Raw genomic sequence first — 23,955 nt, 5'->3', positions numbered from 1 at the left:
TAAGGACTGCGATAACGACAGCCTGTTAGTGCAAGTGATCCCCAATGGCCCAACCTGCCACAAAGGCACCGAAAGTTGCTGGTTAGATGATAATGCACACCCTTTTTTGAACAACCTCGCCAGCTTAATCACCTCGCGTAAAGGGCAAAGTGCCGATACAAGTTACACGGCGTCTTTGTTTGCGCGTGGCACTAAACGTATCGCCCAAAAGGTCGGGGAAGAAGGTCTCGAAACCGCCCTTGCCGCTGCGACCCACGATAAGGAAGAGCTGGTTAACGAAGCCTCTGATCTTATCTATCACTTGCTGGTATTGCTTGAAGATCAAAACTTAAGCCTTAGTGACATCACAGCAAACTTGCTGGCAAGACATGAAAAGGCACTGCAGAGCAAAGCATAAACGGCTCACTGGCTTTGATATCACGCTGGTCGCTTACATCTAGAAATGCCGCACACTTAAGCCAAGTCTGCGGCATTTTTTATCGCGCGTTAAATGTAGCTAACTCCTCTTTCCTTCCCCTCGTTGACCATAAACTCAGTGTGAGTTAGACATATCTTGCAGCTTAGTCACATGACAAAAAACAAACAAAATACGGTTGTAATGGTTGACAAGTACACCTCAACTCCCTATGGTAGCCTCCGTTGCCGTTAGGTTATGAAGGCAAGGCATGAAAACACTTATCCGTTTTTACTCAACACACGCTAAGGCAAGTTTTATGTGTTTCACACCCTTTTATTATTCCTATCTGTAGCCGCAATGGATATACCCAAGCTACCTGAAGAGACGAGTTTCAGCATCTTCAGATTGTTTGGGTATAATAGGCACCTCGCCTGACCTTCCATTGTGGCCATATCCATCCTGCTCCGCTGAGCGCCACTGTCTCATTTGCTTAAATCATTTTGTGCTTGAATCGTTTCATATTGAATCGCATCAACATCTTTTAAGACAGTTGCTTTTGGATCAAATCTTTAGCTCATTTTCTTGCGACACGTATTTGAGATCATGTTATGACACAGAATAAAATTTTCGGCAGTCTGCTGCTTATCGCAGGCACCACAATCGGCGCGGGTATGCTAGCTTTGCCTATCGCATCGGCGGGACTCGGCTTTGGCACGTCCTCCGCCATCATGTTGATCCTATGGGCGCTGATGGCCTACACGGCGCTGCTAATGGTGGAAATCCACCAATTCGCCCCGAGCGATGCCAGCCTTAATCACTTGGCGCAACGCTTATTGGGCCGTAAAGGCCAGTTGATTGCCAATAGCGCCTTGATGTTTTTACTTTACGCCCTTTGCGCCGCCTACATTGCCGGTGGCGGTGAGCAAGTGAACCAAAAGCTGAGCACTTGGCTAGGGTTAAGTTTGCCACCACAGGCGGGCGCCATCCTGTTTACTCTGCTGATTGGGGCGATAGTGGGCATGGGAACCCACTGTGTGGACCTTATCAATCGCGGTTTATTTACCCTTAAGCTATTGGCATTATTGCTTATGTTGGCCTTGTTACTGCCGCAGGTAGAAAGCCCCCATTTACTCGAACTTCCACTTAACCAAGGTTTAATTGTCACGGCTATTCCGGTGATTTTTACCTCCTTTGGTTTCCACGGCTCGATTCCATCAGTGGTGCGCTACTTAGGCGTTGAGGTCAATGCCCTGCGCAGGATCATGCTGCTCGGCTCGGCTTTACCACTGGTCATTTATCTTTTGTGGCAACTGGGCAGTCAAGGCGTATTGAGCCAAAGCCAATTACTCGAAAACCAGAGTTTATCGAGCTTTATCAGTCAACTGGCAAGCGTACTGCACAGCGAATACTTAAGCAGCACGATTAGTCTGTTTGCCGATCTCGCCCTTGCGACTTCTTTTCTAGGCGTAAGTTTAGGCTTGTTTGATTTTATGGCCTCGACCTTAAGACGAGAGGATAATTTCTCTGGCCGTAGTCTGACCGCTGCCATCACCTTTTTGCCGCCCTTAGGTTTTGCGCTTTTCTACCCCCAAGGTTTTATCACAGCCCTAGGTTACGCTGCGATTGCGCTGGTGATCCTCGCCATCTTTTTACCTGTGGCCATGGTGTGGACACAACGCCAGATGCGGGACGCGGCTCATCTGCCGACGGGATATCGGGTCGCAGGCGGCAAGTTTGCCTTAATGCTCGTCACATTTTGCGGAATCGTGGTGATCGCCGCGCAGATGTTTAGCTAGCCGCAATTCACTCACCAAGAGTTAGCTAGCCCGAATAAAAGATTAGGTACAAGAGCCTGTAAAGCTTCAACTATTGACAGCAGGCTCTTGTCTATTCGATGATCCTTTCACATTAGTCAGCTAAGCCCTTGAGTGTTAAACTGCCTCTGATGCTCATGCACGCTGCGACAGCTCGAAACGCGGTAGCTTCGAAACGATAGCTCGAAACGATAGCTTCGAAGCAAAAGTGCCTCTATAAATACTGGTTAGTGTATTTTTGCGCAGCTAAGGTACGAGTTTAATCAGGGGTCAGTGAATAAGGATAGAAGTCGAACCCAATGCCAATCCACAACAAGCCGAATCTCCGTAAATTCCCCCTAAAAAAGACCTTATTAGCGACCAGCTTAACGGGCATCTTGGCGAGCGTGGCGTTAACCGTGTGGATTATGAATACCCAAGCCGAAAAACTGATTATGCAGGCGGCAAATGTTGCCCTCGCTGGCATGGACAGCGAGCTAATTAATATTGAGCTAGGCAACAGTCAGTTAGAAGATTGGCGCATTACCTCTGCCAATCTTAGGGTGCATGACAGCCATATCAGGCTGAATAACCTGAATATTCAGCTAAAACTTGATTGGCCGCAGAGCTTCGCCGAACTGAAACAGTTCAGCCAAATTGCTTACCTCACTCAAAAAATCACCCACATCTCCACGGGTGATATTGAGGTCGAGTTAGGGCAATCACTGTTTTTACCCAATCGAAATGCCATCGATGAACAAGGTCCCGCATTAGCCTTAGATATCAAATCATTACCCCTTATCGATATCGGCAAAACCAGCCTTATTCTCAACGCCCACCATCTCAACACCCAAAATGATTTACCCGCCTATCGTTTGGTAATGGATAAGTTGAGCCTTAACGGCGCGGGTGAAATCAACAGCGAGTTTAGCCACGAAGGTGAAAGCATAGCTAAACTCAAAGCCACACTCGCAGCCGAACAGTGGCAACTGACTAGTCAAATTGCACTCGCGCCGCTGCTTGCAAGCTTGCATCAAATCAGCCTGAGGCAAGCGCAGGACAGTATGCTGAGTCCGTTAACTAAACTTGATAAAGAGTGGCAAGCGTTAGCGATTGATTTACAAGGTCAATTGATGTCTGACAGCCGTATCACATTGACCTCGGGCGAGCTTATCAGTCAGCACCAGTTAATTGATCCTAAGCTGACCTTTAATCAGTTGGCGGCGCTAGAACTTGCGCCAAAACCCGAGCTTGTATCAAAACCTAAGTTAGCATTTCAAATTGCCGGGCATTTAGCCGAACTTGACCTAAGCCTTGAGCCCTTTACCTTAGCGCTAAGTCCAAATACAGAGCAGCAACAGCGATTGATGCAGCTGCTCGATAAGTCGCTGGCTAAGCCTTTAACTCAGCCTTCGTCTCAATCTTTAACCCAGCCGGCAGCCAAGACTGCTGCGGAGCAAGTGCCTGATCAAGTTGCAAGTCAAACAGCGAGTCAAATCGCTAAGCTGCTATCAGGGCTCAAAAGCACAGATGCACCTGTGGGAATATCGCTGACATTGGCTGAAACCCTGCATTATCCGCTAACACCAATCCAGCAGGATGCACAGAGCCAACCGCTTAAGAATGAGCCACTTAAAAATAAGCCGCTTAAGCTCAAGCTTCCCAAAGTTCAGCTAAAAACCTTAGGCAGTAAACTCGATACCCAAATCGATTTGGCCAATATTGAAGTGGTCAAGTCCGCCGAAGCGCTGTCCTTCAAAACAGATTGGCACCTTAACGCTAAACAAACCAGCTCACTGCAATTATCTGAATTATGGGCGAATACGCCCCAAGATCTCAGCTGGAATAGCAGCCAGTTAACCACTGCGGGCAAATTGAGCTTCAATCAAACGCCAAGCTCAACCGACTGGCAATTCATTACCACGCCTATCGACGCTACAACCCAAGCACAGCAAAATGCCAGCGACACACTGCAGTTCACGGTCGGCGGTCTTAAACAGTTAAGCACTCAAGATAACAATGCGGCTAAATATACCGATATAAGCCTTGGCAGTATCAAAGTACATGCCCATGGGCCGCTTACCGTCAGATCGCAGCGCAACTCAAATATCAGCTCAAGTATCAGCTCAACACAAACCTCAGAACCCGCGTCCGATACTGCACACCAATTAACACTGGCCTTGCCACCTTTGACCTTAGCACTGGAGCAACTGCATGTTTCGCAAACCACACAGATGGCGAAAAACCTAGCGACAGAGGCAAGCGCTGATAAAAACACTGATAAAAATAATGGTAAAAGCGCGAGCCCTAGCATCATCACTAAAACCGATATGAGCGCGGGCCATTTCTCGATTGCATTACAAAAAACCATGTCATTTGAGTTTAAGCCCGAGGTCGAAGCCCCACTCGACTCGTTGCTCGCAGCCACTTGGCAGAATCGGCTCGAATGGCAGGCCAGTCAGCTTAATATCGAAAAGCAGCTCAGCAGCAAGGGCCGAAGCCGCAAAGAAATCGTGCTTAAGTTGGACAAGTTAACGCTGGCACAAAGCTTAAATTGGAAAAATAATACGCTCTTTGGTGATGAGAGCTGGCAAGTGGGTACTGTTGAGCTACAAAGCCAACACAAGCTAAACCTTGCCACCGCGAGCAAGCCTTTAGTGCTGACGGGTCAATGGGTTGTCGACACTAGCATGACCGAGGCGCTGTCCTTGCTCAATCAAACCCAGCCCTTGCCTGCTGAGCTTAATGTCACGGGTCATAGCCAATTACAGGCGCAGTTTAACCTAACGCAAAGGCGCGATCAGACCCAATTTGCCATGCAAATTACCCAGTCGATGACCGAACTCGAAGGTTTTTATCAGGACACCACCTTTGAGGGCGGAAAACTGCAGGCGCAATGTGAGTTTACTTGGGGCCTCTCCCATAAAAAAGAGCCGCATAAAAAGCCGCAGGATAAAGGCTATTTTAGCAGTCTTAGTAAGCTCAATTGTCCGCAGACGCTGATAACCTTTAACCTGTTTGATCCTGGCTTTCCGCTCACCGATATCGAAGTGGAAGCCGATATCGCCCTTGGCAAAGATGCGCAGAAGCTGCCCGACAATTGGCTGCAGCAACTCACAGGCTTAAGTGACACCGATGTTTCCATGACAGCCAAAGGCAAAGTACTTAGCGGCCAGTTCCTACTGCCAGAATTTAATCTTAAATTGCAGGATAAATCCCATGCCTATCTCCTATTGCAGGGCATGAGCCTGGAAGAAGTGCTACGTATTCAGCCACAAATTGGTGTCTATGCCGACGGCATATTCGATGGCGTATTACCCGTCGATTTAATCAACGGCAAAGTGTCGATCACCGGCGGTCAACTCGCCGCCCGCGCCCCCGGCGGCCTAATCGCCATCTCGGGCAATCCGGCGGTTGAACAGATGCGCCAATCTCAACCCTACCTCGACTTTGTCTTTTCGACACTTGAACACTTACAATACAGTCAATTATCGAGCAGCTTTGACATGGACCAAGCCGGAGATGCTAAGCTACTCGTCGAAGTGAAAGGCCGCAGCCAAGGGGTTGAACGCCCAATCCACTTGAATTACGCCCATGAAGAGAACATGCTGCAATTATTTAGAAGTCTGCAAATTGGTAATGACTTGCAGGACAGAATCGAAAAATCAGTGAAGTAACAAGGAAACCTCAGTGAAGATAATTCAATTACAGCAAATTAGCCTAAATGCCCGAAGCGCGCTTGTCGCCTTGGCTGCACTTGCCATATTACCGGGCTGCGCACCCACGGTAAAAATTGAGCCGCCGGATAAACCTATCGTTATCAATCTCAATGTGAAAATTGAACACGAGATAAAAATCAAAGTGGATAAGGAGCTAGATCAGCTTCTGTCAGATGAGCAGTTGTTCTAATACATCAGAATTGAGGAATCACTATGAAATCAATGCGACTAAAATCAAAGTTACTACAACTATTAACCCTCAGCTTCTTGAGCCTTAGTCTTTTAAGCCTTAGTGCCTTCGCCATGTCACTTCAAGAAGCGAAATCACAGGGCTATTTAGGCGAGCAAACCAACGGCTACTTAGGATTAGTGCAAGCCAATCCCGAAGCCAAAGCCGTGATGGACGACGTCAATAACAAACGTCGCGCCCACTACGAAACCATCGCCAAGAAGAACAAACTCTCCGCCGCCGACGTCGCTAAACTCGCCGGCGAAAAAGCCATAGCCGCCACAGATAAAGGCAACTATGTGCAAGATGCCAAAGGTAAATGGATTAAAAAGTAGTCCGCTTTTAAAGCGCTCTAGCGCATAAAAGCCAAACGGGTTGACTTAAACAAAACGCCTGCAATAGCAGGCGTTTTTATGGGTGGAGTTTGATTAAGCACAGTCATTCCAGTGACACGCCGTCCTGTTACCTAGTAAGAAGTATCCCTATAGGCTCAACCGTGACATCCCTGTCACGGACGGTCACTTCCATGACAGTGCTTAATCTCATCACCCTCTGCGGATACTAGTAACTAATCTAACAATGGATGTCTTATTAAAATTCCGAACCACGCGGCTACAGCAATGATAATAGGGCGTGTCTTCAACACTTATCTGGATTCTGCGAGGGCGCGGCATACAAACCTCCTTGTTCAATGCTTAACCAAAGGTTAACTACTGCACTATTAAAGCTGGGAGTCCATTTTACCTCGTACTTTGCGACTATTAATTCAGATTCTATGAATTCAGACTCTATGAATTCACAGCGAACTTTGTTCTCCAGTGGCATTCAGCCGGAAATACTGTCCTTGCCGGATCAGCAGCCCTTCTGAGCTACGAGGCGGAATACTGCCTCTGTAGTCACGCGGATGTCTGACATTCACCGCCAGCACTTTGCCCTGATACAGGCTTTTTACCCGCCATTGCGGCGTATGACCTACCACTACAGCCTGGGCGTTAAATTTCGTTAGCGTTGCTTCGACCTGATGCTGAGTTAAGTCGTCCTCGAAATAACCTCTGTACCAGGAGGGGCCATAACGGGTCGACAACAGATACTCCAAATCCCCCTGATCTGGCTTAGGAAAATAGCCAATGCGGTACTGGCTGCGCACTATCTGGTTTAGATCGCTCAGGCTATAGTTCAGCTCCGCCAGTTTAGGGTGCAAGCCACCATGTACAAATAAATGGCCGTTAATCAGCTCAGCCGTGTTTTTACTGGCCAGCCAACGTCCTAACAAAGACTGTTCGTCATACAGTTCAAACTGCTGTTTGCCCAACAAAGTAGCGACGTACTGGTACTTTTTTGCTGCGCTCTGAAAATTACCCTGCAGGTTTTTAATTTCATGATTGCCCAGAATGTAATGCACTGTGCCACCATGCATCAGGGCCAGTTGCTCCAGCTGGTAAATAAACCACAGCACCTGAGTGGTAGACGAATCGCGGTCAACAAAGTCGCCCAGCAGCACCAGATGGCCTTTGCCAAAGGTCCAGTTCAGCTTTGTATCTATCACTTTTGCAGCTATTAAAAAGTCGCGCAAAGTCTTGTAGGCACTTTCAATATCAGACAGCACCAGAATGGCTTCATCATCCTGATACTCAATGGCTGGTGTTTTAATGTCGCCATGAATTTCAAGGCTGAAACTGGTGTTTTCCAAAGGAAAATACACTTCAGTTTTCAGGCGCTGGCCCAGCGGAACCTCTTGTTGCTGCAGATAAAAACCCTGCTCGCGACTGCCTCTGATATGGTTGACCTGCAACTGATCGCCCTGAAAAAATACATGAGGGCCCTCATCACCCACTTTGTAAGCCCGTTCATCATCGCCGTAATCTACATCCACACCAAAATACAGCGCCAGAGCAAACGTTAAAGCAAGCAGTAATGTCAGAGTAGCAAAAAAGTGCTTTAAATTGGTCAGAATCAATTGCATCACAACTCTCCATTTGTCAAACAACCCACTGAATCACATATTGTCTTTTAATACTCTGAGTACTTTTCTGGTCAAGGTGATCACCAGTAAGGCACTGAAAGTGGCGATGGGAATAAACCAGACACCAAGCAACTCCTGATCGGCAGGATAAGGAGCGGCAAAAAAACCTACGGCGAGGCTGTAGCCATCGCCGGCAGACCAGGTACCGACCGAATCCGGCATAATTACTTTTGCTCCGGCCGTAAAAAACAGCGCAAAAGCAATGCTGAAACCAAAGGCCGCCATGGCGTAATACAAAGTGGCCGTCACCCCTTGTTTTACTTTTTGAATAGCTTTAAAACCGGCAGGAAGTGGCGCTCCATTCGTGATATGAGCGACGTAGGCCAGAGCCAGCTGACGTGGTTCACCAAAGCCCTGTAAAATGGCTTTAGCATCCACAACCTGACCAGAATGTTGTTGCTGCTCCAGTGCATCAAAAATATGGCTTTCAATTTCTTTCAGTACTTCCTGCGCTTCTGTTTTATCCAGCCTTGCCAGATAACGCTCCAGCTGCTTCAGGTACTGATGAATCACATCGTGTTGTTCCATTGTTATTCTCCTTGCACAGGTAAAACGTCTGGGCCCGGATGAGCCAATAAAAATTCAATATCAAGCACGGACTGGCGCCATAAGGTGATCAAATCGGCCAGCTTATGATGGCCAGTAGCCGTCAGGCTGTAATACTTACGCGGCCTGACATCGCCTTCCTGCACCCACTGTGCATCCACAATACCTTCACGTTTCAGCCTGTCTAACAGCGGATACAACGTGCCTTCGGTAATGGCGGCACTTTTGAAACTTTGCAGCAGCTTTAACAGCTGCAACCCATACAAAGTACGGTGTTGCAGCGCTGCCAAAATCACCAGTTCCAGCGTGCCTTTGCGCAACTGCACTTCCCATTTTTCCTGAGTTTTTTCTTCTTTCTCATCTGCTGTCATAAAGTAACTATGCCATGAATTATACCTTGCTATACATAGTAATATGTATAGCAGATCGTCTCATACATTAGCAAGAGGATTTTTTGAGCACTGTTTGATGAGTGCTGGAAATAACTAAAACTGAAGCCGCAGTGATGCAGCTTCAGTTTTTTAGGTGTGTTGCGATAGGGGTATGCAGATGAAAGTAATTGTTTAACTCAGTCTGGCTTGTACAAGATCCGCCAGCCGAAAACCAATCAACATAAAGACGACAAAAATCAGTCCTTCTATAGCTCTTGATCCAGCTAATACCAAAGCAGGGCCCGGACAAAAAAAGACAAAAGACCGGACACCCACAACTTTTTTTGCTTTTAGCGCTACACAAACAACACCAAAAACAGTGCCAACCATCGATAAATGAAAACTCTCGCCTTTTGAATCAACAGACTATGCAAATGCTAAAAGGTGCGCCATGGTGATTGGCGAGACGACCGTCCGCCCCATGGCCGCTTTTTGGCATCCATGCCATCGCGGCATTTGTGAATCCTTTCACATCAGACGAGGCGGCCCTGCATCCAAGGACGACTTGAACAACCTCCATGTTTAACTGCCAGTTCACCATCTGATAGGCAGGACGCCTGAATGTCGTGCAATGCAGGGATGCATGAGAACGACCATGGCTCTCGCTCATAAGCTTAGAAACCTTAGATTTCTATTCACCGAGTCGTCGAGTGAACGCCATGGCAAACCTACTTGGGATGATAAAGAGTGCTTTATACAAAAAGAAAATCCGAATTAAGAGTAGCAAGGCTCACGAGTTAACATTCAGTGGCATTTCATAGCAAGGAGTTGAAAATTAATATGGATATAGAAAAATACTATCGATAGCACATCTGCGCCATAGGGATTTGAGCAAATAATCAGCTACTGGTGTATATCAAAAACAATAGTAATTGATGCCTAATGGTAGATATTAAAAACCAACAATAACTATTTATATGCAACTACTCTATGCCGCAACCACATGACGCTGTACACGTAATGGGTGTAAGCGATTATGCATCACTTTAATGGTTTCAAACTGCACCATAGTTTTAGCGCCCGACAAGACACATTCGGGTGACAATAGCATCACTAGCGCGGATTGCAGGGTATTTTCAACCACAAGCACGAGTGCCCTTTGCTTTTGGCATTTAAGCTCAAAGACTTTACCCACATCGCTATAAACACAGACATCACTGGTATCAAAAAACCATGATTTTGGCATCTGTGGTGTCAGCATAAAATGGGCAGCGGTGGCATTGAGGGCAATTTGCACAATAGCTGCATCGGACAAAGACAGGGTTTTAGGCAATCTATCGAGTAAGTTCATATAGAATTTGGCGTGCGCAATATTAAATTCCATGCTTGATAAGGCATCAGGAATGAGTAATTTTGCTTTATAAGACGTCAGAAATTCTATCTCGGAACCTAACGATACGCCTAACACACCATACGAATCGTTATATTTCCATTGCCAATCTTTTTGCGGCATTAATAACATAACGGTGACCCAATATTTGAACACTGGGACATAATAGTAGATATTTTATCCAATATCAAAACAAAAATAATAAAATACAAACTAATTAACAATAGCTTAGTAGATCTGCTATTTGATCTTAACTGCGATCTAAGGATCGTTTTAGATCGCAGTTAGTTGAAAAGATCTTATTTTAGATCCCTATCTTGATCTTAAGATCATTATTTTAATCGGTAGGCTTCTACAATTTCTTTAATTAACTTTGGACCTTGATAAATAAAACCCGAGTAAATCTGAACCATAGTGGCACCCGCATCAAATTTGGCCAAGGCATCTTCGGCACTATTGATGCCGCCTACACCGATGATCGGGATCTGTCCCTTTAAGCATGCAGCTAACTGCTTGATCACTTTGGTAGATAGCTCTGTCAAAGGTTTGCCGCTTAAGCCACCGCTTTCATTGGCGTTGGCAAGACCGCTAACACCATCACGCGTTAGGGTAGTATTAGTCGCAATTGCGCCATCAAATTTGTTTTTAATCAAAGCCTGCGCGATATTCTCAATTTCTTCACTAGTTAAATCAGGTGCAATTTTAAGCGCGATGGGCACGTATTTTTTATGCTTTTCGGCCAGTTCAAGTTGCTTAGTTTTAATTGCGCTCAATAATTCATCTAATAGATCGCCATATTGCAGCGATCGTAATCCTGGGGTATTGGGTGATGAAATATTCACCGCAATATAAGCCGCATAGGGATACACTTTATCCATGCAGATCAAATAATCGTCCTTCCCCTGCTCTACTGGCGTGTCTTTATTTTTACCGATATTCACGCCGACCATAATATTAGTCTTCTTGGCGAGCAAGTTTTTGACTAAGTTATCGACACCTTTATTATTAAACCCCATGCGATTAATGATCGCTTTTGCGGGCTTTAATCTAAATAGCCGGGGCAAATCATTACCGGGTTGTGGTCTTGGGGTGACAGTCCCCACCTCAACATGACCAAATCCCATCGCATGAAAGGCATCAATCGATTCACCATCCTTGTCCATACCCGCAGCGAGTCCCACTGGGTTAGGAAAAGTCAGTCCCATAAAGCTCACGGGAGCCGGTACAATCGTTTGTCCATACAGGCAGGTTAATGGACTATTGGCAGTCATTTTTAAGCTACCGATAGCAAGATGATGAGCTCGCTCAGGATCCATCTGAAACATGACTTTCTGTGCGATTTTATAAAACATGTACTTTCCTCGACCTAAAAAAAGCCCCGGCGATCGCCAGGGCTTCTGATTGTTATAAAAGTTTACTTTTGGCCTTCGCAATGAAGGATCAGAAGGTTCAGTTCACGTAGGGCGACAGAGAACTTAGCAAACTCATGGCTTTGCGACGTTTTGAAGTCAGCGAGCATATGGAACCATCTTTCCAGCAGGGCTTGATTGGTATCAATCCACTGGGAAATCACGCTTTCGGCATCACAGGTTTCACTGCAGGTTCTTAGTACCACTGAACTTAATGCACGTTGTTGCCAATCCAACTCTTCCCTAAAGGCGGCGCGAGCCAGCGCTTGCCAATGGTTCGCCACAGGTTGGGCACTGATCTGTTCTAAGAACCAGTGCAGCTCAACGCGGGCGCCGAGTTTGAAGTAAGTCTCGGCAACTAATGCCACAGTCTTATCTTCTGCTTGGGCAATTTGTGCTATGTCTAAGGCTGAGAACAAGGTACTCATATTAGCCACAACGGTCGCCACAGCCTGCGGGACATTCTCTCTGATCAAGGCATTGACCTCAGATTGAATACCTTTAGCTTCATCTTCTACTAGGTATAAATGAACATTCGCTTTGATCTGTTCAAATACGGGTTTGAAGAAGGCAACCGTCTGCTCAATGCTCCAAGTACGGTTACGGTGACGCAGGAACCAGCGACACGCACGGCGCATATTGCGACGTAACTGGTGCAACATCTCACCTTGAACCACAGCAGGTACGATACCGTTTAAGTCAGTGATCGATTTAGTTAATTCAGCTAAACCAAATACTTCGCGAGCCATAGTGTAACAAATCGCCGCATCGGCAACTGAGGCACCTGTCTCATCTTGCATACGTTGAACGAAGTTAAGCCCCATGTCGTTAACGAGTTCATTGGCGAGTGAGGTCGCAATGATTTCGCCGCGCAGTGGGTGAGTCGCCATTCTGTCGCTGTATTTTTCCTGAAGTTTTTTCGGGAAATACGCGATAAGCAGTTGGCTTAACAGTGCATCTTCAGTGATTTCTGGGGTCACTAACTGCTCTTTCAGCACCATTTTCGCATAGGCAACCAGAACTGATAGCTCAGGACGTGTTAACGCACGACCACTGGCTAAACGCTCGGCCAGCTCATCGTCAGAGGGTAAGAACTCTAAGGCTCTGTCTAACTTGCCTTCTTTTTCCAGATACTGGATAAAGCGGATCTGTTCTTTTAACTGCTCCGCACCGCGCACTTGGGTGACAGAGATAGTACGCGTTTGATCTTTACAGTCTTGCAGTACGATCTGGCCGACTTCTTCAGTCATTTCTTCCAGTAAACGGTTACGCTGCTTAAGCGTCAGCTCACCTTCGGTTACCATAGCGTTCAGCAAAATCTTGATGTTCACTTCATTGTCTGAACAGTCCACACCGCCGACGTTATCCACGAAGTCAGTGTTGATACGGCCGCCGTTAGCCGCATATTCGATACGACCTAACTGAGTACAACCTAAGTTACCGCCCTCGCCGACTATCTTAGCGCGCAGTTCACCACCGTTAACCCGCAGGGCATCGTTGGCACGATCGCCAACTTCAGCGTGGGTTTCGCGTGAGGATTTCACATAGGTACCGATACCGCCATTCCAGATCAGATCCACTGGCATTTTCAGCAGCTCTTTCATCAGCTCAGTTGGGGTCATAGAGGTTTTCTCTGTGGCCAACATTTGCTTCATTTCTGCCGACAGTGGGATTGATTTAGATGAACGGAGGAAAATTCCACCGCCCTTAGAAATCAACTTGCTGTTGTAATCTTCCCAGCTTGAACGTGGCAGAGCGAATAAACGCGCCCGTTCATCATAACTTAATGTCGTATCCGGATTTGGATCGATAAAGATATGCATATGGTTAAAGGCTGCAACCAGTTTAGTGTGCTTAGACAACAACATACCGTTACCGAATACGTCACCCGCCATGTCACCTATACCTAAACAGCTAAAGTCTGTGGTTTGGCAATCAATACCGACTTCGCGGAAATGACGCTTAACAGATTCCCAGCCGCCTTTGGCCGTGATCCCCATTTTCTTATGGTCATAACCGTTACTGCCACCCGATGCGAATGCATCACCGAGCCAGAAATGGTATTCGAGAGAAATCGAGTTCGCGATATCGGAGAAAGTCGCAGTGCCTTTGTCGGCTGCGACCACTAAATAGGGGTCATCTTCATCGTGACGCACCACATCCACTGGATGGACGATTTCGCCGTTAACAATGTTATCGGTGATATCGAGCAAGGCGCGGATAAAGATACGGTAGCATTCTTGACCTTCGGTGAAGAAGGCTTCACGGCCGCCTTCGGTTGGCAATTGTTTACAAACGAAACCACCTTTAGCACCCACAGGCACGATTACAGTGTTTTTCACTTGCTGGGCTTTTACCAGACCTAATACTTCGGTACGGAAGTCTTCACGACGATCTGACCAACGCAGACCACCACGGGCCACTTTACCGTAACGTAAATGCACACCTTCAACCCGTGGCGAATAAACGAATATTTCGAATTTCGGCAGTGGGCGTGGCATTTCAGGGATCAACGAAGGCATGAATTTAAACGAGATATAACTCTTAGATTCGCCTTTGGCATCAAGCTGATAGAAGTTAGTACGCAGCGTGGCGTTAATCAGGTCTAAATAACGGCGAATAATACGGTCATCATCTAGGCTAGAGACTTCATCTAAACGTAAATTGATCTGCTCCATAAACTTGCCCAGAGTACGGGTCTTGAGCTTTGGATTGAACTTACGGATAAACATCTTCACCAACAAATCGGCGATTTGTGGGTAACGGCCAAAGGTTTCTTCAATATAAGCTTGGCTGAAGGTCGCATCGATTTGACGCATGTACTTAGCGTAAGCACGCAATACCGAAACTTCACGGCCGGTTAAGCCAGATGCCAGAATAATGCGGTTAAAGCCGTCATCTTCTAATTTCTTTTGCCATACCTGTGATAGTGCAGTTTGGAATCTGTCTTGGCTGTCGGCGATATTGTCTGTGTTGACAACTTTAACCGTCATTAAGAAGTCTAAGATCCAGAAGGTCGAACCGTCTGAGGTGGTGACTTCATAGGGACGCTCGTTGATCACGCGCAGACCAAAGTTTTCCAGCATTGGCAACACATCAGAAAGATGAATAGGCTCATCTTTATGGAATAGCTTTAAGCGTACTTTGTTGTCGTTCAGCGCCGCTTCCTGTGGTTGATAGAACAACATGCCGAGCTTGTGGTCATCATCCAGTGCCTCGAGCTGTTGCATGTCAACAACGGCAGAGCTTGGCAATACATCTTCTTTATAGCTTTGCTCAAACGCATTGAAATAACGCTTTGTCAGATGAGTACCCGCTTCTTCGCCTAAGGCGCTATTAAGTGCGGAGCTTAACTTATCTTCCCATGAACGTGCCGCTTCAATTAAGTTATTTTCTATGGCAGCCACATCTACATCCATATTATTGTTATCAACTTTGACTATGTAGTGAGTGCGGGCTAGCGTCGACTCGGAGAAATAAGTCGTAAACTCTACATCTTCTTTGCTGTTAAAATGCTGAGCCAGAATACGTTGGGTATCTTGGCGAAGTTTAGTGTTGTAACGATCTTTAGATACATAGACTAAACAGGATAAGAAACGGCCAAAACCATCTTTGCGCACAAAGAGTTTTAGCTTGTCCCTGTCTTGCATTTCTAACACGCCGTGGGCTGTATGTGCTAAATCATCCACATTGGCTTGAATTAGCTCGTCACGGGGTAAATTCTCAAGAATATTCAGCAGGGCTTTATAGTCGTGTGAACGTGGCGTTAAGCCTGAACGATCGAGTACCCGCTGCACTTTTTCATTTAGCAGTGGGATTTCCCGTGGGCTACGGTTATACACGTTTGACGCATACAAACCGATAAATCTATCTTCGCCAACCACATTGCCTTTCTTATCGAAGCGCTTGATGCCGATATAATCGACATAAGCTGGGCGGTGGACGCGGCTCTTAGCACTGCTCTTGGTCAGAATAAGTAAGCTGTGGTCTAAGGCTTCCTTACGGGCGCTATCGGAGAAGCTAGACAACAACAACCCTTGCTCTGGCTGAGTTTTATGGTGCTTGTTCATTAAACCTAAACTCGAGGCAAGATTAGGCACTAACTCGACATCGCCTTCAACACGTTTCAAATCGTATTGGCGATATCCCAGTAGGGTAAAATGATGATTATTCAAGTAAGTCAAGAAGTTAATCGCTTCTTCTAACTCTTGCTTCTCACCGGGGAATGGACGCTTTGGCAAATCTTTAATGGTTTCGCCCAGTTTAGCGGACATGGCTTCCCAGTCGTTAACCGACGCGGCAACATCGGCAAGCACGGATTGAATTTCGCGCTCCAGAGCCTTGATATCGACAGTGCTGCTTTGACGGTCGATTTCAATTAAGAAGACCGCAACTTGCTCAGTACTGTCTGGGTTTTGATTCAGATAAGTCACCTTAGTGACCTCTTCTACTGAACGTTCGATCGCCAGCGGAGTATGCAACATCATATGAGCGGTAATACCCATACGATTCAGTGCCATACCAACTGAATCTACCAAGAATGGCATGTCAGGTTGGATGACTTCAATGATCGAATGGGTAGATTGCCAACCGTGTTTTGACTGGCTTGGGTTGAATACTCTTAGGTGAGTTTGACCCTTGGGGGTCTTATTTAAGGCGTTCCATAAACTGAGAACGGCACCGTACAAATCGCTGTCGTTACGCGCATTGAGATCGTCTTTCGACATGTGGGCGTAGAGGCAGGTAGCGAACTGTTCAACTTGCTTGGCTTGTGAATTAGGGACTTTAGCGTGAATTAAACTGACTACATTTTCAAGTAGTACTGAAGGCATTGCATCTTTCAAGGCCATGTTGCTGTTTCCTTAAGCGTCTATGGCAGCGCTTTTTTTCATTATTTGGATGCTTCGGCTTAACGATCGCAGAATATTAGTGTGATCTGGATCATCGCGCGAAGTTTATTACTAAATCCTCTGTATTTCGAGGAAAATTTTAGTGGTACATCCTCTTGAAATCCAGTATTGGCGTAAACAATGAATGACAAATGACCAAACAATCGATAAAGCAGACTAAGTATTCAAAAATAAATGGGGAGCTAAGCTCCCCATCTGTAGACCCTACTTAGGTTGGCGCCAGAAAGCGGCGGCCAATGCAGGCAGGATAATTATGGCGCCGAGCATATTTACCACAAACATAAAGGTGAGCAGAATTCCCATGTCCATTTGGAACTTGAGCGCCGAGAAAAACCAAGTACTCACCCCAATAGCTAAAGTCAGACCCGTAAAGATCACCGCACTGCCCCGCTCGACCAACGCCTCATAGTAGGCCTGTTGCACTGGCATGCCATTAGAGAGCTTAGCAGACATGGTCGATAGAATATAAATACCATAGTCCACACCTATACCCACACCTAAGGCAATAACAGGTAAGGTACTGACAGCTAAACCAATATCGAGCTGAGTCATCAAGGCTTGTGCCAGAGTCGAGACCACATACAGCGGGATAATCACCGCTATTGTCGCTTTAAAGGATTTAAAGCTGATTAAGCAAAGTACAAATACGGCACCATAAACGTATAACATCATAGGTAATTGCGCCTCGGCGACCGCTTCGTTGGTCGCGGCCATCACTCCGACTGGACCCGATGCCAGTTTAAACTGCAACTTATCGTTATCCATTTTCGCGGCAACGGCTTTCACCTTAGCCACGACCTTTTCAATGGTTTCCGCCTTATGATCCTTCATAAACAGATATACAGGCATGACAGAACAATCGCCATTTAACAAACCTGAGGTGGTCGGAATTTGACCAATGGCCTGCACTAAACTCGCGGTCGTGCGCGGCAGCACTTCCCACCTTGGATTGCCTTCGTTAAAGCCCGCGTTCACTTTTTTAGCCACCGAAGCGAGGCTCACCGTCGACTCAACCCCAGGGGTATTTCGCACTAACCACTCAAATTCGTCAATCTGAGTCAGTACATCGTGATAAGTACAGGCCTCGGGAGTGGCTTCGACAATCACAGTCATCACATCCGTGGTGATAGAAAAATGATCCGTGATAAAAAAGGTATCCAAGTTATAGCGTGAATCTTGATGGAGTGCGGGCGCCCCACCCTGCAAATCACCGATTTTCATCTGATTGGCCTGTTGCAGACCCGCAAAATACAAAGCAATAGTCGCCACTATGACGACTAAGGCGTATTTTGGTGTCGCAAATTTTGCAAGGAAACGCCAAATCGCCTCGGCCCGCACTTCATCTGATGTAGATTCACCTTGCGGTGTCGCTTTAAGTTCGGTAAAGGAAATCACTAAGGGTAAGAGAATAAGGTTAGTGAAAATAATCACACCCACCCCTAGCGAAGCAGAAATCGCTAGCTCACGAATAATGCCGATATCGATTGATAACAGGGTAATAAAACCGACAGTATCAGAGAGTAATGCCACGCCACCTGGGACTAACAGACTACGGAAAGCCGACGCCGCTGCCGCCTTAGTGGTTTGTCCGTCTAGCACACGGCGCCTTACCGCGTTAATGATCTGCACTCCGTGGCTCACACCGATGGCGAACACTAAGAAAGGGACCAAAATAGACATGGGATCGAGACCAAAACCAATCACAGTCAATAAACCCAGTTGCCATACCACGGCGATTAAGCTGCAGACGAGGGGCAAAACGGTCAGAATGATCGATTTAGAGAACAGGTAAACCATAACGGCGGTGATCAAAATGGCGATCACGAAGAACAGCAATACGCCCTTTGCACCATCGGCCACATCACCCGCCATCTTAGCAAAGCCGATGATGTGAATTTTAACCTTGTCGGTTTCGTACTTGCCCCTAAGCTCTTTTTCGAGCTGCGCCGCAAAGGCGATAGTATCTAAGGGTTTACCCGTCTGAGGATCGAAGTCCATCAACTGGGCAGAGACCATAGCCGCACTGTAATCATTGGCGATTAAGCGCCCGACAATCCCCGCCTTCTCAATATTATCCCGAACGATATCCAGCCCAGTTTGAGTGGTTGAAAAATCGGCAGGGATCACAGGACCACCGGCGAAACCATCTTCAACCACCTCAGTAAAACGTGTCGAGGGCGAAAAAAGGGATTTCACCTGTGAGCGTTCTACGCCGGGAATGAAAAACAGCTGATCATGGACATTTTTTAAGGTATCAAAATAATTGGCATTGAAAATATTGCCGCTGGTGTCCTCAACCGCCACCATAATACTGTTAGCACCACCAAAATCTTTTTGGTGTTTCAGATAGGTCTGCATGTAACTGTGGTGCAGAGGAATATTCTTAATAAAAGCCGCATCCATTTTAAGCTGACTGGCTTGATAGCCCAAAAAAAATGTCAGTAACACAAAAATGCTCACGACCCATGCGCGATTGCGGAATAAAAATGACTCAAATCCGTTGACCAGTTTTTCTAACATCTTCTCGGCCCTGTTATTGTTGTTTTAAAGTTTTATGGCTTAAGAATAAACAGCCCTTGGCTGCCCGATAACCACACATTCCCTTGATTATCCTTTGCAATTGAAACTAAGTTTTCCCCTTGGCGACGGGTCACTATGCTACTGCTATCATCCTGATTTAACTGGATGACTATGCCTGCATTACCGACTAAATACAGCGCAGTATCTGAAACGGCCATAGCGCCATTGATTGAAGATTGCACCGGCATATCAATTTCAGTCCACTGGGCTAAACTGCGTTCGGCCTTAAACACGTGCCCGCGCAGCCCCATCACATACACCGCATCTTGGGTTTCAATGGCATTAAACATTGAACCATCATAATCAAAGGATGTACGGACAAAACTGAGCCCCTTATCCTCTGACACAGCAACGAGCCCCAATTCACCCACCAATAACAGTCGGTCATCTTTAAGTGCCACAAGGCGATTAAAGTGTGGCAACAGGGAAGCCCGCTCAGTTACGTATGCCGCCTGATCACTTTCTTTAAGCTCAGCTAAATAGGATACATCCTCCTCGGCCAGCAGCTCTTGGTGGAACGCTTCATGCCAAGTCACACCACCGTCGAGGGTGCGATAAAACAGGCCATAGGCACCAATCGCCATTCCCTCCTGTTCATTTAAAAACAGCACATCGAGGAAAGGCTTTTCAATCTCAGAGGATTGCATCTGCAGTGTCCAAGTCTGACCGCCATCCTGGGTATGCACTATGGTCGCATCGTGACCCACTGCCCAACCGAGTTTTTCGTTGAGGAAAAACACTTTGGTTAATTGCACCGATGTCGGTGTCGGCACTTGCTGCCAGTGGTCATTAAGCACCAGTACATGGCCACGTTCACCAACGGCGACTAAGTGTTGACCCGCATGGGCGATATCGAGCACCAAAGAGGAAGCGGCCAAAGGCTGAATTTGGGATGAAAGCGTATCTGACACCGCAGAAAACGAAGGGAGGGAAAATAAACAACCGACACCTAACGCAACAATACTATGAAGGATGCGAAACGACATACAAACTTCCTTAAACTAATGAGGGGCGCTAAGCGCCCCTTTATTCGTGACGTATTAACGGATACCTTCACGACGTAGTGCGTCGGGGGTAAAGTTCGCTTCACTCAATTTGGCATCAAAGTTATACATACCACTCTGGTTGTCTAACCCCATAGCCAAATAGCGACGAGATTGCAGATCATGGAACACTTCTAAGGTATCCCATTGTGTAGGCACCTCGTAGTAGTTAATACCATGGGCAACCGCCACTCGATATAACTCATCACGGTTATCATAGAGATCGGCAATCGAGACTTGCCATGAATCTTCGTCTAGGTACATATCGCGTACTTTGTAAATGTGGCGCATACCGTCTTTCAACGTCGCCTTCACTTGCCATACACGGTGTTTTTCCCAGCGAACAAATTCAGGATTGAGATGACCGGGTTTTAATATTTGGTCATATTTCAGCTTGTCTGAATGCAGTTTGTAGTCGTTGTACGGGATGTAAATTTCTTTCTTACCGACTAACTCCCAGTTGTAACGCACGGGTGAGCCGTTAAACATGTCGAAATCATCCGTGGTACGTAAACCATCGGACACAGTACCCGGTGTATCAAACGCCACGTTTGGCGCCTTACGTACACGACGTTGTCCTGTGTTGTAGGTCCAAGCTTGGCGTGGCAATGCTTCTTGATCCATGGTCTCCTTCACAAGCAATGCCGTTCCCGCTAAGCGGGCGGGTTGAGTCACCACTTGCTTAAAATAGAACAAGGTATTGCTGGCTTTTAACTGATCTAAGGTCATTTCTGGACGAGAATATTCAAAGCGAATTTCTTCGGCAGTTTCAACGAGGGTATAACTCCCATCGGCGGTCGGTGCAGCTTGACTACGTGACGTCTCAACATCCACACCACGGAAACGTAAAATATGGTTCCAAATAGCCTCCAAACCATTAGCTGGCAGTGGAAATGGGATACCAATAGAAGCACCAGAAATACCGTTACCTTGAGCGACTAATTCCGCACGGGTGGCATTAGCTTTAGTCGCATCATAGACAAACTGTGGCACAGAGGCGCTACGGCGCGTCTTATATACATTCATCTTGTAGGTTTCAGGGTAAAGCTCAAATAATTTCATCTGACCTGGGGTCAAAAAATCCTTGTACTGAGCCTTGTTAGCATTGGTAATAGTGAATTCAATTTTATCCTCAGGGAAAGGATCTGGGTGATGCATCCCCTTGGTGTAACCCGCTACAGGCTTAGCGATACCACCATCCCACGCAGGAATAGAACCGTCAGCATTCCCCGCCTTTTCAGCCCCTAATGGGGTTAATTCATTGCCAAGCTTAGCCGCATCAGCCTCTGATACCTTAGCCATCGCGACTGGCGCTACGAGTGCTAACATCACTGCACTCGCCAATATCGTCAGTTTCTTCATTGTTTTAGTCCTTTTAGATCGAATACTTGATATTGAATGAAACATAATCACGATCTGCCATCGCATTCGTCGTACCGACACCACCAAAGAAATTATTATAGGAGATATCTGCGCCCCAACGGTTTTGGTAATCGAAGTTCACCCCTAGCGCGACAGATTTACGTCCCTCAGTGAACAGGAACATAGGATCCGGCGTAATACCGTCAACATCGTGGGAGAAAATCACCCGCGGAGACATGTTTACCCCCGCAAACAGGTTGTTGAACTCGGCTTTTGCCACTAAACGATAGCCCCAAGCAAAATCCGTTGGGAATGGGTTAGTTTCAGGGCCATTATGCAGTGCTTGAATGATCCCTGGCATATCTGGATTTCCACCGGAACGCGCAGTACCTGGACCATTTAAACGTAGTTCATCGAAGCCTGGCATATCATGGATCCACACGCCACCGACTTCCGCCAACATAGTCAAGTTATCTAAGCCTAAGGTTGGACCGAATAAATGCGTAAAGGTTACCTGTGCCTGAGTGGTATCAAGGCGAATAAAACCATCGACGGTTTCACCCGGTTGCACGCCATCAATCTGCGAAATACCATCGAGATCGGGACGAATACCTGCATTGGCTAGCTGCTGAGGCATACCCGCAAATAACAATTCTACGTCATCGATTTGCAATGGTTCATCTTGACGATGGGCAATTTCCCCCGCCACAGAAGTGTCACCCACTAAGGTATTAAAGCTAAAGCCGTAGAGTTTTATATCTTCTGGATAGACAATTTGCGCCTTAGAGAAGCTCTTTAGGCTCAGTAGCAATTCGCGATTGATATCACCCGCATTTTGGCCAACGGTCGCCAGATCCGATAGGAGTGCGCCCGTACTAAAGTCCGCCGCAGTACCACTGATAAGTGGACGACGACTATGGTAATTCATGAAATAAACACCAAATTCGGTTTCACCTAACTCTGGCGCATAATATCCCAGTTTAATACCGTATTGACCGTCATTGCTTGGCTCTTCTTCGTCCTGCACGAGTGTCACTTTGGTCGGATACGCGAGGGCCATGGCCGCCAACTGCTCTGTCGGAATAGATTGTCCGCTGGCGATCATGCCCGCTAAACGCTCATATTCTTGGATCACAAAGTCTAAGTTGATGTCTGGGTTCGCGTTAAAGCCCAGCTGGGCATTCTGGTTATAACCACCAAAGCCCGCAAAATCGTTCGTCGCAAAAATAGAGCCCGGTGTTGGTACCCAAATTGGCTGCCAATCATACTGATAGAAAGCTTCTACCGATAATGACTCTGTGATCCCAAGGGAGGCCCACACCATGCCCTGGGGTCTAAAGGCTTCTTTTAACTCGGCACCGGGAGCATTGAGAATGTTTAAATCCACCGCGTTGATCTCACTGATCCCGTGGGCAATTAGGGTACTTTCCCCCCAGGAAACCACTTGATTACCGACACGAATGGATAATGGATTTGCACCATCATTAAGATCGAAATTGGCGTAGACAAAGGCATCTAGCAAACGGATATCTTTACATTGCACTTCTGAGGCACGGTTATCATCACAGGGGTCAAACTCTTTACCCGTGATCGGATCGTTGTAGTCATAACTGCCATCGTTCAGTTTGCGATCATAGAAATACATACCACGGGCAAATAAACCGTAGTTTTTGTATTTTAACGAGAGTTCATGCAACCCTTTGATAATTTCAGAGGTGGTATCCCCTTGGGAATAAAGCAAGTTACTTAAATCGTTATTGCTGGAATAGGAGCCGGGTTGAGCCCAAATTTCTGCCGAGGTGTATTTTGTATTACCAAACGCAGTGTAATTAGACCAATCAAACTGGGGTTGGTTAACTTTACCAATCTGGCCTTCCCAGTCTCGCTCCCCAACGCGCCAGCTCGCACCAGCCGTCCAAGTTGAATCAAATGTGCCTTCAACCTCACCCCAATCAAATGAGACTGCGTTAACGTTCGACGCCACCAATAAACTCAATGCCGACGCCACCCCCAAAGCAAGCGCCGACTTGTTAAAACTATTTTTAACAATTTTCATTTTAGCTCTCCGTACCCTGCTGGATTCTTTGTTTTAGGAATTACAACCAACATCTTGTTAGCTCACAGGTAACATCATTGTTACAGCAATTAATCCCCATGAGCAAGGCACAGTTAGAGAAAATTTT

15 protein-coding genes and 1 pseudogene are annotated in these 23,955 nt (G+C 46.6%); 5 read left to right on the top strand and 11 right to left on the bottom strand.

Features of this window, described 5'->3' with window-relative positions; all coding sequences use genetic code 11:
- The 5 genes from hisE to COW15_RS01620 form a co-directional block, all read left to right on the top strand.
- Positions 1–397 (top strand): phosphoribosyl-ATP diphosphatase (gene hisE, locus COW15_RS01640; protein WP_293629135.1); only part of this gene is annotated, 397 nt, incomplete at its 5' end.
- A 608-nt stretch (positions 398–1,005) separates the two neighbouring features.
- On the top strand, positions 1,006–2,193 hold the full coding sequence (locus COW15_RS01635) for an aromatic amino acid transport family protein (protein WP_293629133.1): 1,188 nt from the start codon (positions 1,006–1,008) through the stop codon (positions 2,191–2,193).
- A gap of 317 nt (positions 2,194–2,510) precedes the next feature.
- The gene (locus COW15_RS01630) at positions 2,511–5,867 is read left to right on the top strand and encodes a YdbH domain-containing protein (RefSeq protein ID WP_293629131.1); all 3,357 of its coding nucleotides are present in this window, start codon (positions 2,511–2,513) and stop codon (positions 5,865–5,867) included.
- A 13-nt stretch (positions 5,868–5,880) separates the two neighbouring features.
- Positions 5,881–6,099: a YnbE family lipoprotein gene (locus tag COW15_RS01625; RefSeq protein ID WP_198780136.1), complete on the top strand. Its 219-nt coding sequence runs from the start codon at positions 5,881–5,883 to the stop codon at positions 6,097–6,099.
- 23 nt (positions 6,100–6,122) lie between these two features.
- Positions 6,123–6,473 carry a YdbL family protein gene (locus COW15_RS01620; RefSeq protein ID WP_293629127.1) on the top strand — a complete coding sequence of 117 codons (351 nt, stop codon included), beginning with the start codon at positions 6,123–6,125 and terminating at the stop codon, positions 6,471–6,473.
- Between the two features lie 264 nt (positions 6,474–6,737).
- Here the strand turns inward: COW15_RS01620 and COW15_RS01615 are convergent.
- From COW15_RS01615 to COW15_RS01565, 11 genes and pseudogenes are all read right to left on the bottom strand, one after another.
- Positions 6,738–6,812: pseudogene (locus COW15_RS01615) on the bottom strand (Mobile element protein); the annotation flags it as partial.
- Between the two features lie 122 nt (positions 6,813–6,934).
- Positions 6,935–8,101 carry a metallophosphoesterase gene (locus tag COW15_RS01610; protein WP_293629125.1) on the bottom strand — a complete coding sequence of 389 codons (1,167 nt, stop codon included), beginning with the start codon at positions 8,099–8,101 and terminating at the stop codon, positions 6,935–6,937.
- Between the two features lie 33 nt (positions 8,102–8,134).
- Entirely contained in the window at positions 8,135–8,689 is a 555-nt protein-coding gene (locus COW15_RS01605) for a hypothetical protein (protein ID WP_293629123.1), read from the bottom strand.
- Positions 8,690–8,691: 2 nt separating this feature from the next.
- Positions 8,692–9,078, bottom strand: a complete 387-nt coding sequence (locus tag COW15_RS01600) for a PadR family transcriptional regulator (RefSeq protein WP_293629121.1) — start codon at positions 9,076–9,078, stop codon at positions 8,692–8,694.
- 988 nt (positions 9,079–10,066) lie between these two features.
- Positions 10,067–10,600: a cell division protein ZapC gene (locus tag COW15_RS01595; protein ID WP_293629119.1), complete on the bottom strand. Its 534-nt coding sequence runs from the start codon at positions 10,598–10,600 to the stop codon at positions 10,067–10,069.
- A 200-nt stretch (positions 10,601–10,800) separates the two neighbouring features.
- Positions 10,801–11,820, bottom strand: a complete 1,020-nt coding sequence (pyrD, locus tag COW15_RS01590) for a quinone-dependent dihydroorotate dehydrogenase (protein ID WP_293629117.1) — start codon at positions 11,818–11,820, stop codon at positions 10,801–10,803.
- Positions 11,821–11,882: 62 nt separating this feature from the next.
- Positions 11,883–16,727 carry an NAD-glutamate dehydrogenase gene (locus COW15_RS01585; protein WP_293629116.1) on the bottom strand — a complete coding sequence of 1,615 codons (4,845 nt, stop codon included), beginning with the start codon at positions 16,725–16,727 and terminating at the stop codon, positions 11,883–11,885.
- Between the two features lie 264 nt (positions 16,728–16,991).
- Complete coding sequence (locus COW15_RS01580) at positions 16,992–19,307, bottom strand: MMPL family transporter (RefSeq protein ID WP_293629115.1); 2,316 nt, start codon at positions 19,305–19,307, stop codon at positions 16,992–16,994.
- A 32-nt stretch (positions 19,308–19,339) separates the two neighbouring features.
- Positions 19,340–20,353 carry a YCF48-related protein gene (locus COW15_RS01575; RefSeq protein ID WP_293629113.1) on the bottom strand — a complete coding sequence of 338 codons (1,014 nt, stop codon included), beginning with the start codon at positions 20,351–20,353 and terminating at the stop codon, positions 19,340–19,342.
- Positions 20,354–20,407: 54 nt separating this feature from the next.
- Entirely contained in the window at positions 20,408–21,772 is a 1,365-nt protein-coding gene (locus COW15_RS01570) for a DUF1329 domain-containing protein (protein WP_293629111.1), read from the bottom strand.
- Positions 21,773–21,785: 13 nt separating this feature from the next.
- Positions 21,786–23,828, bottom strand: a complete 2,043-nt coding sequence (locus COW15_RS01565; RefSeq protein WP_293629109.1) for a DUF1302 domain-containing protein — start codon at positions 23,826–23,828, stop codon at positions 21,786–21,788.
- Between the last annotated feature and the right edge of the window lie 127 nt (positions 23,829–23,955).

The sequence above is a fragment of the Shewanella sp. CG12_big_fil_rev_8_21_14_0_65_47_15 genome, assembly GCF_002783505.1.
Classification (GTDB): domain Bacteria; phylum Pseudomonadota; class Gammaproteobacteria; order Enterobacterales; family Shewanellaceae; genus Shewanella.
Note: the sequence above shows the minus strand (reverse complement) of the source record. Positions and strands in the feature narration are given on the sequence as shown.

Excerpts from the sequence above, each read along its gene's own strand:
- COW15_RS01585 (WP_293629116.1), bottom strand. The coding sequence starts at position 16,727 with ATGGCCTTGAAAGATGCAATGCCTTCAGTACTACTTGAAAATGTAGTC.
- COW15_RS01600 (WP_293629121.1), bottom strand. The coding sequence starts at position 9,078 with ATGACAGCAGATGAGAAAGAAGAAAAAACTCAGGAAAAATGGGAAGTG.
- COW15_RS01620 (WP_293629127.1), top strand. The coding sequence starts at position 6,123 with ATGAAATCAATGCGACTAAAATCAAAGTTACTACAACTATTAACCCTC.
- COW15_RS01635 (WP_293629133.1), top strand. The coding sequence starts at position 1,006 with ATGACACAGAATAAAATTTTCGGCAGTCTGCTGCTTATCGCAGGCACC.
- COW15_RS01630 (WP_293629131.1), top strand. The coding sequence starts at position 2,511 with ATGCCAATCCACAACAAGCCGAATCTCCGTAAATTCCCCCTAAAAAAG.
- COW15_RS01570 (WP_293629111.1), bottom strand. The coding sequence starts at position 21,772 with ATGAAGAAACTGACGATATTGGCGAGTGCAGTGATGTTAGCACTCGTA.
- COW15_RS01605 (WP_293629123.1), bottom strand. The coding sequence starts at position 8,689 with ATGGAACAACACGATGTGATTCATCAGTACCTGAAGCAGCTGGAGCGT.
- pyrD (WP_293629117.1), bottom strand. The coding sequence starts at position 11,820 with ATGTTTTATAAAATCGCACAGAAAGTCATGTTTCAGATGGATCCTGAG.
- COW15_RS01565 (WP_293629109.1), bottom strand. The coding sequence starts at position 23,828 with ATGAAAATTGTTAAAAATAGTTTTAACAAGTCGGCGCTTGCTTTGGGG.
- COW15_RS01610 (WP_293629125.1), bottom strand. The coding sequence starts at position 8,101 with ATGCAATTGATTCTGACCAATTTAAAGCACTTTTTTGCTACTCTGACA.
- COW15_RS01575 (WP_293629113.1), bottom strand. The coding sequence starts at position 20,353 with ATGTCGTTTCGCATCCTTCATAGTATTGTTGCGTTAGGTGTCGGTTGT.
- COW15_RS01595 (WP_293629119.1), bottom strand. The coding sequence starts at position 10,600 with ATGTTATTAATGCCGCAAAAAGATTGGCAATGGAAATATAACGATTCG.
- COW15_RS01580 (WP_293629115.1), bottom strand. The coding sequence starts at position 19,307 with ATGTTAGAAAAACTGGTCAACGGATTTGAGTCATTTTTATTCCGCAAT.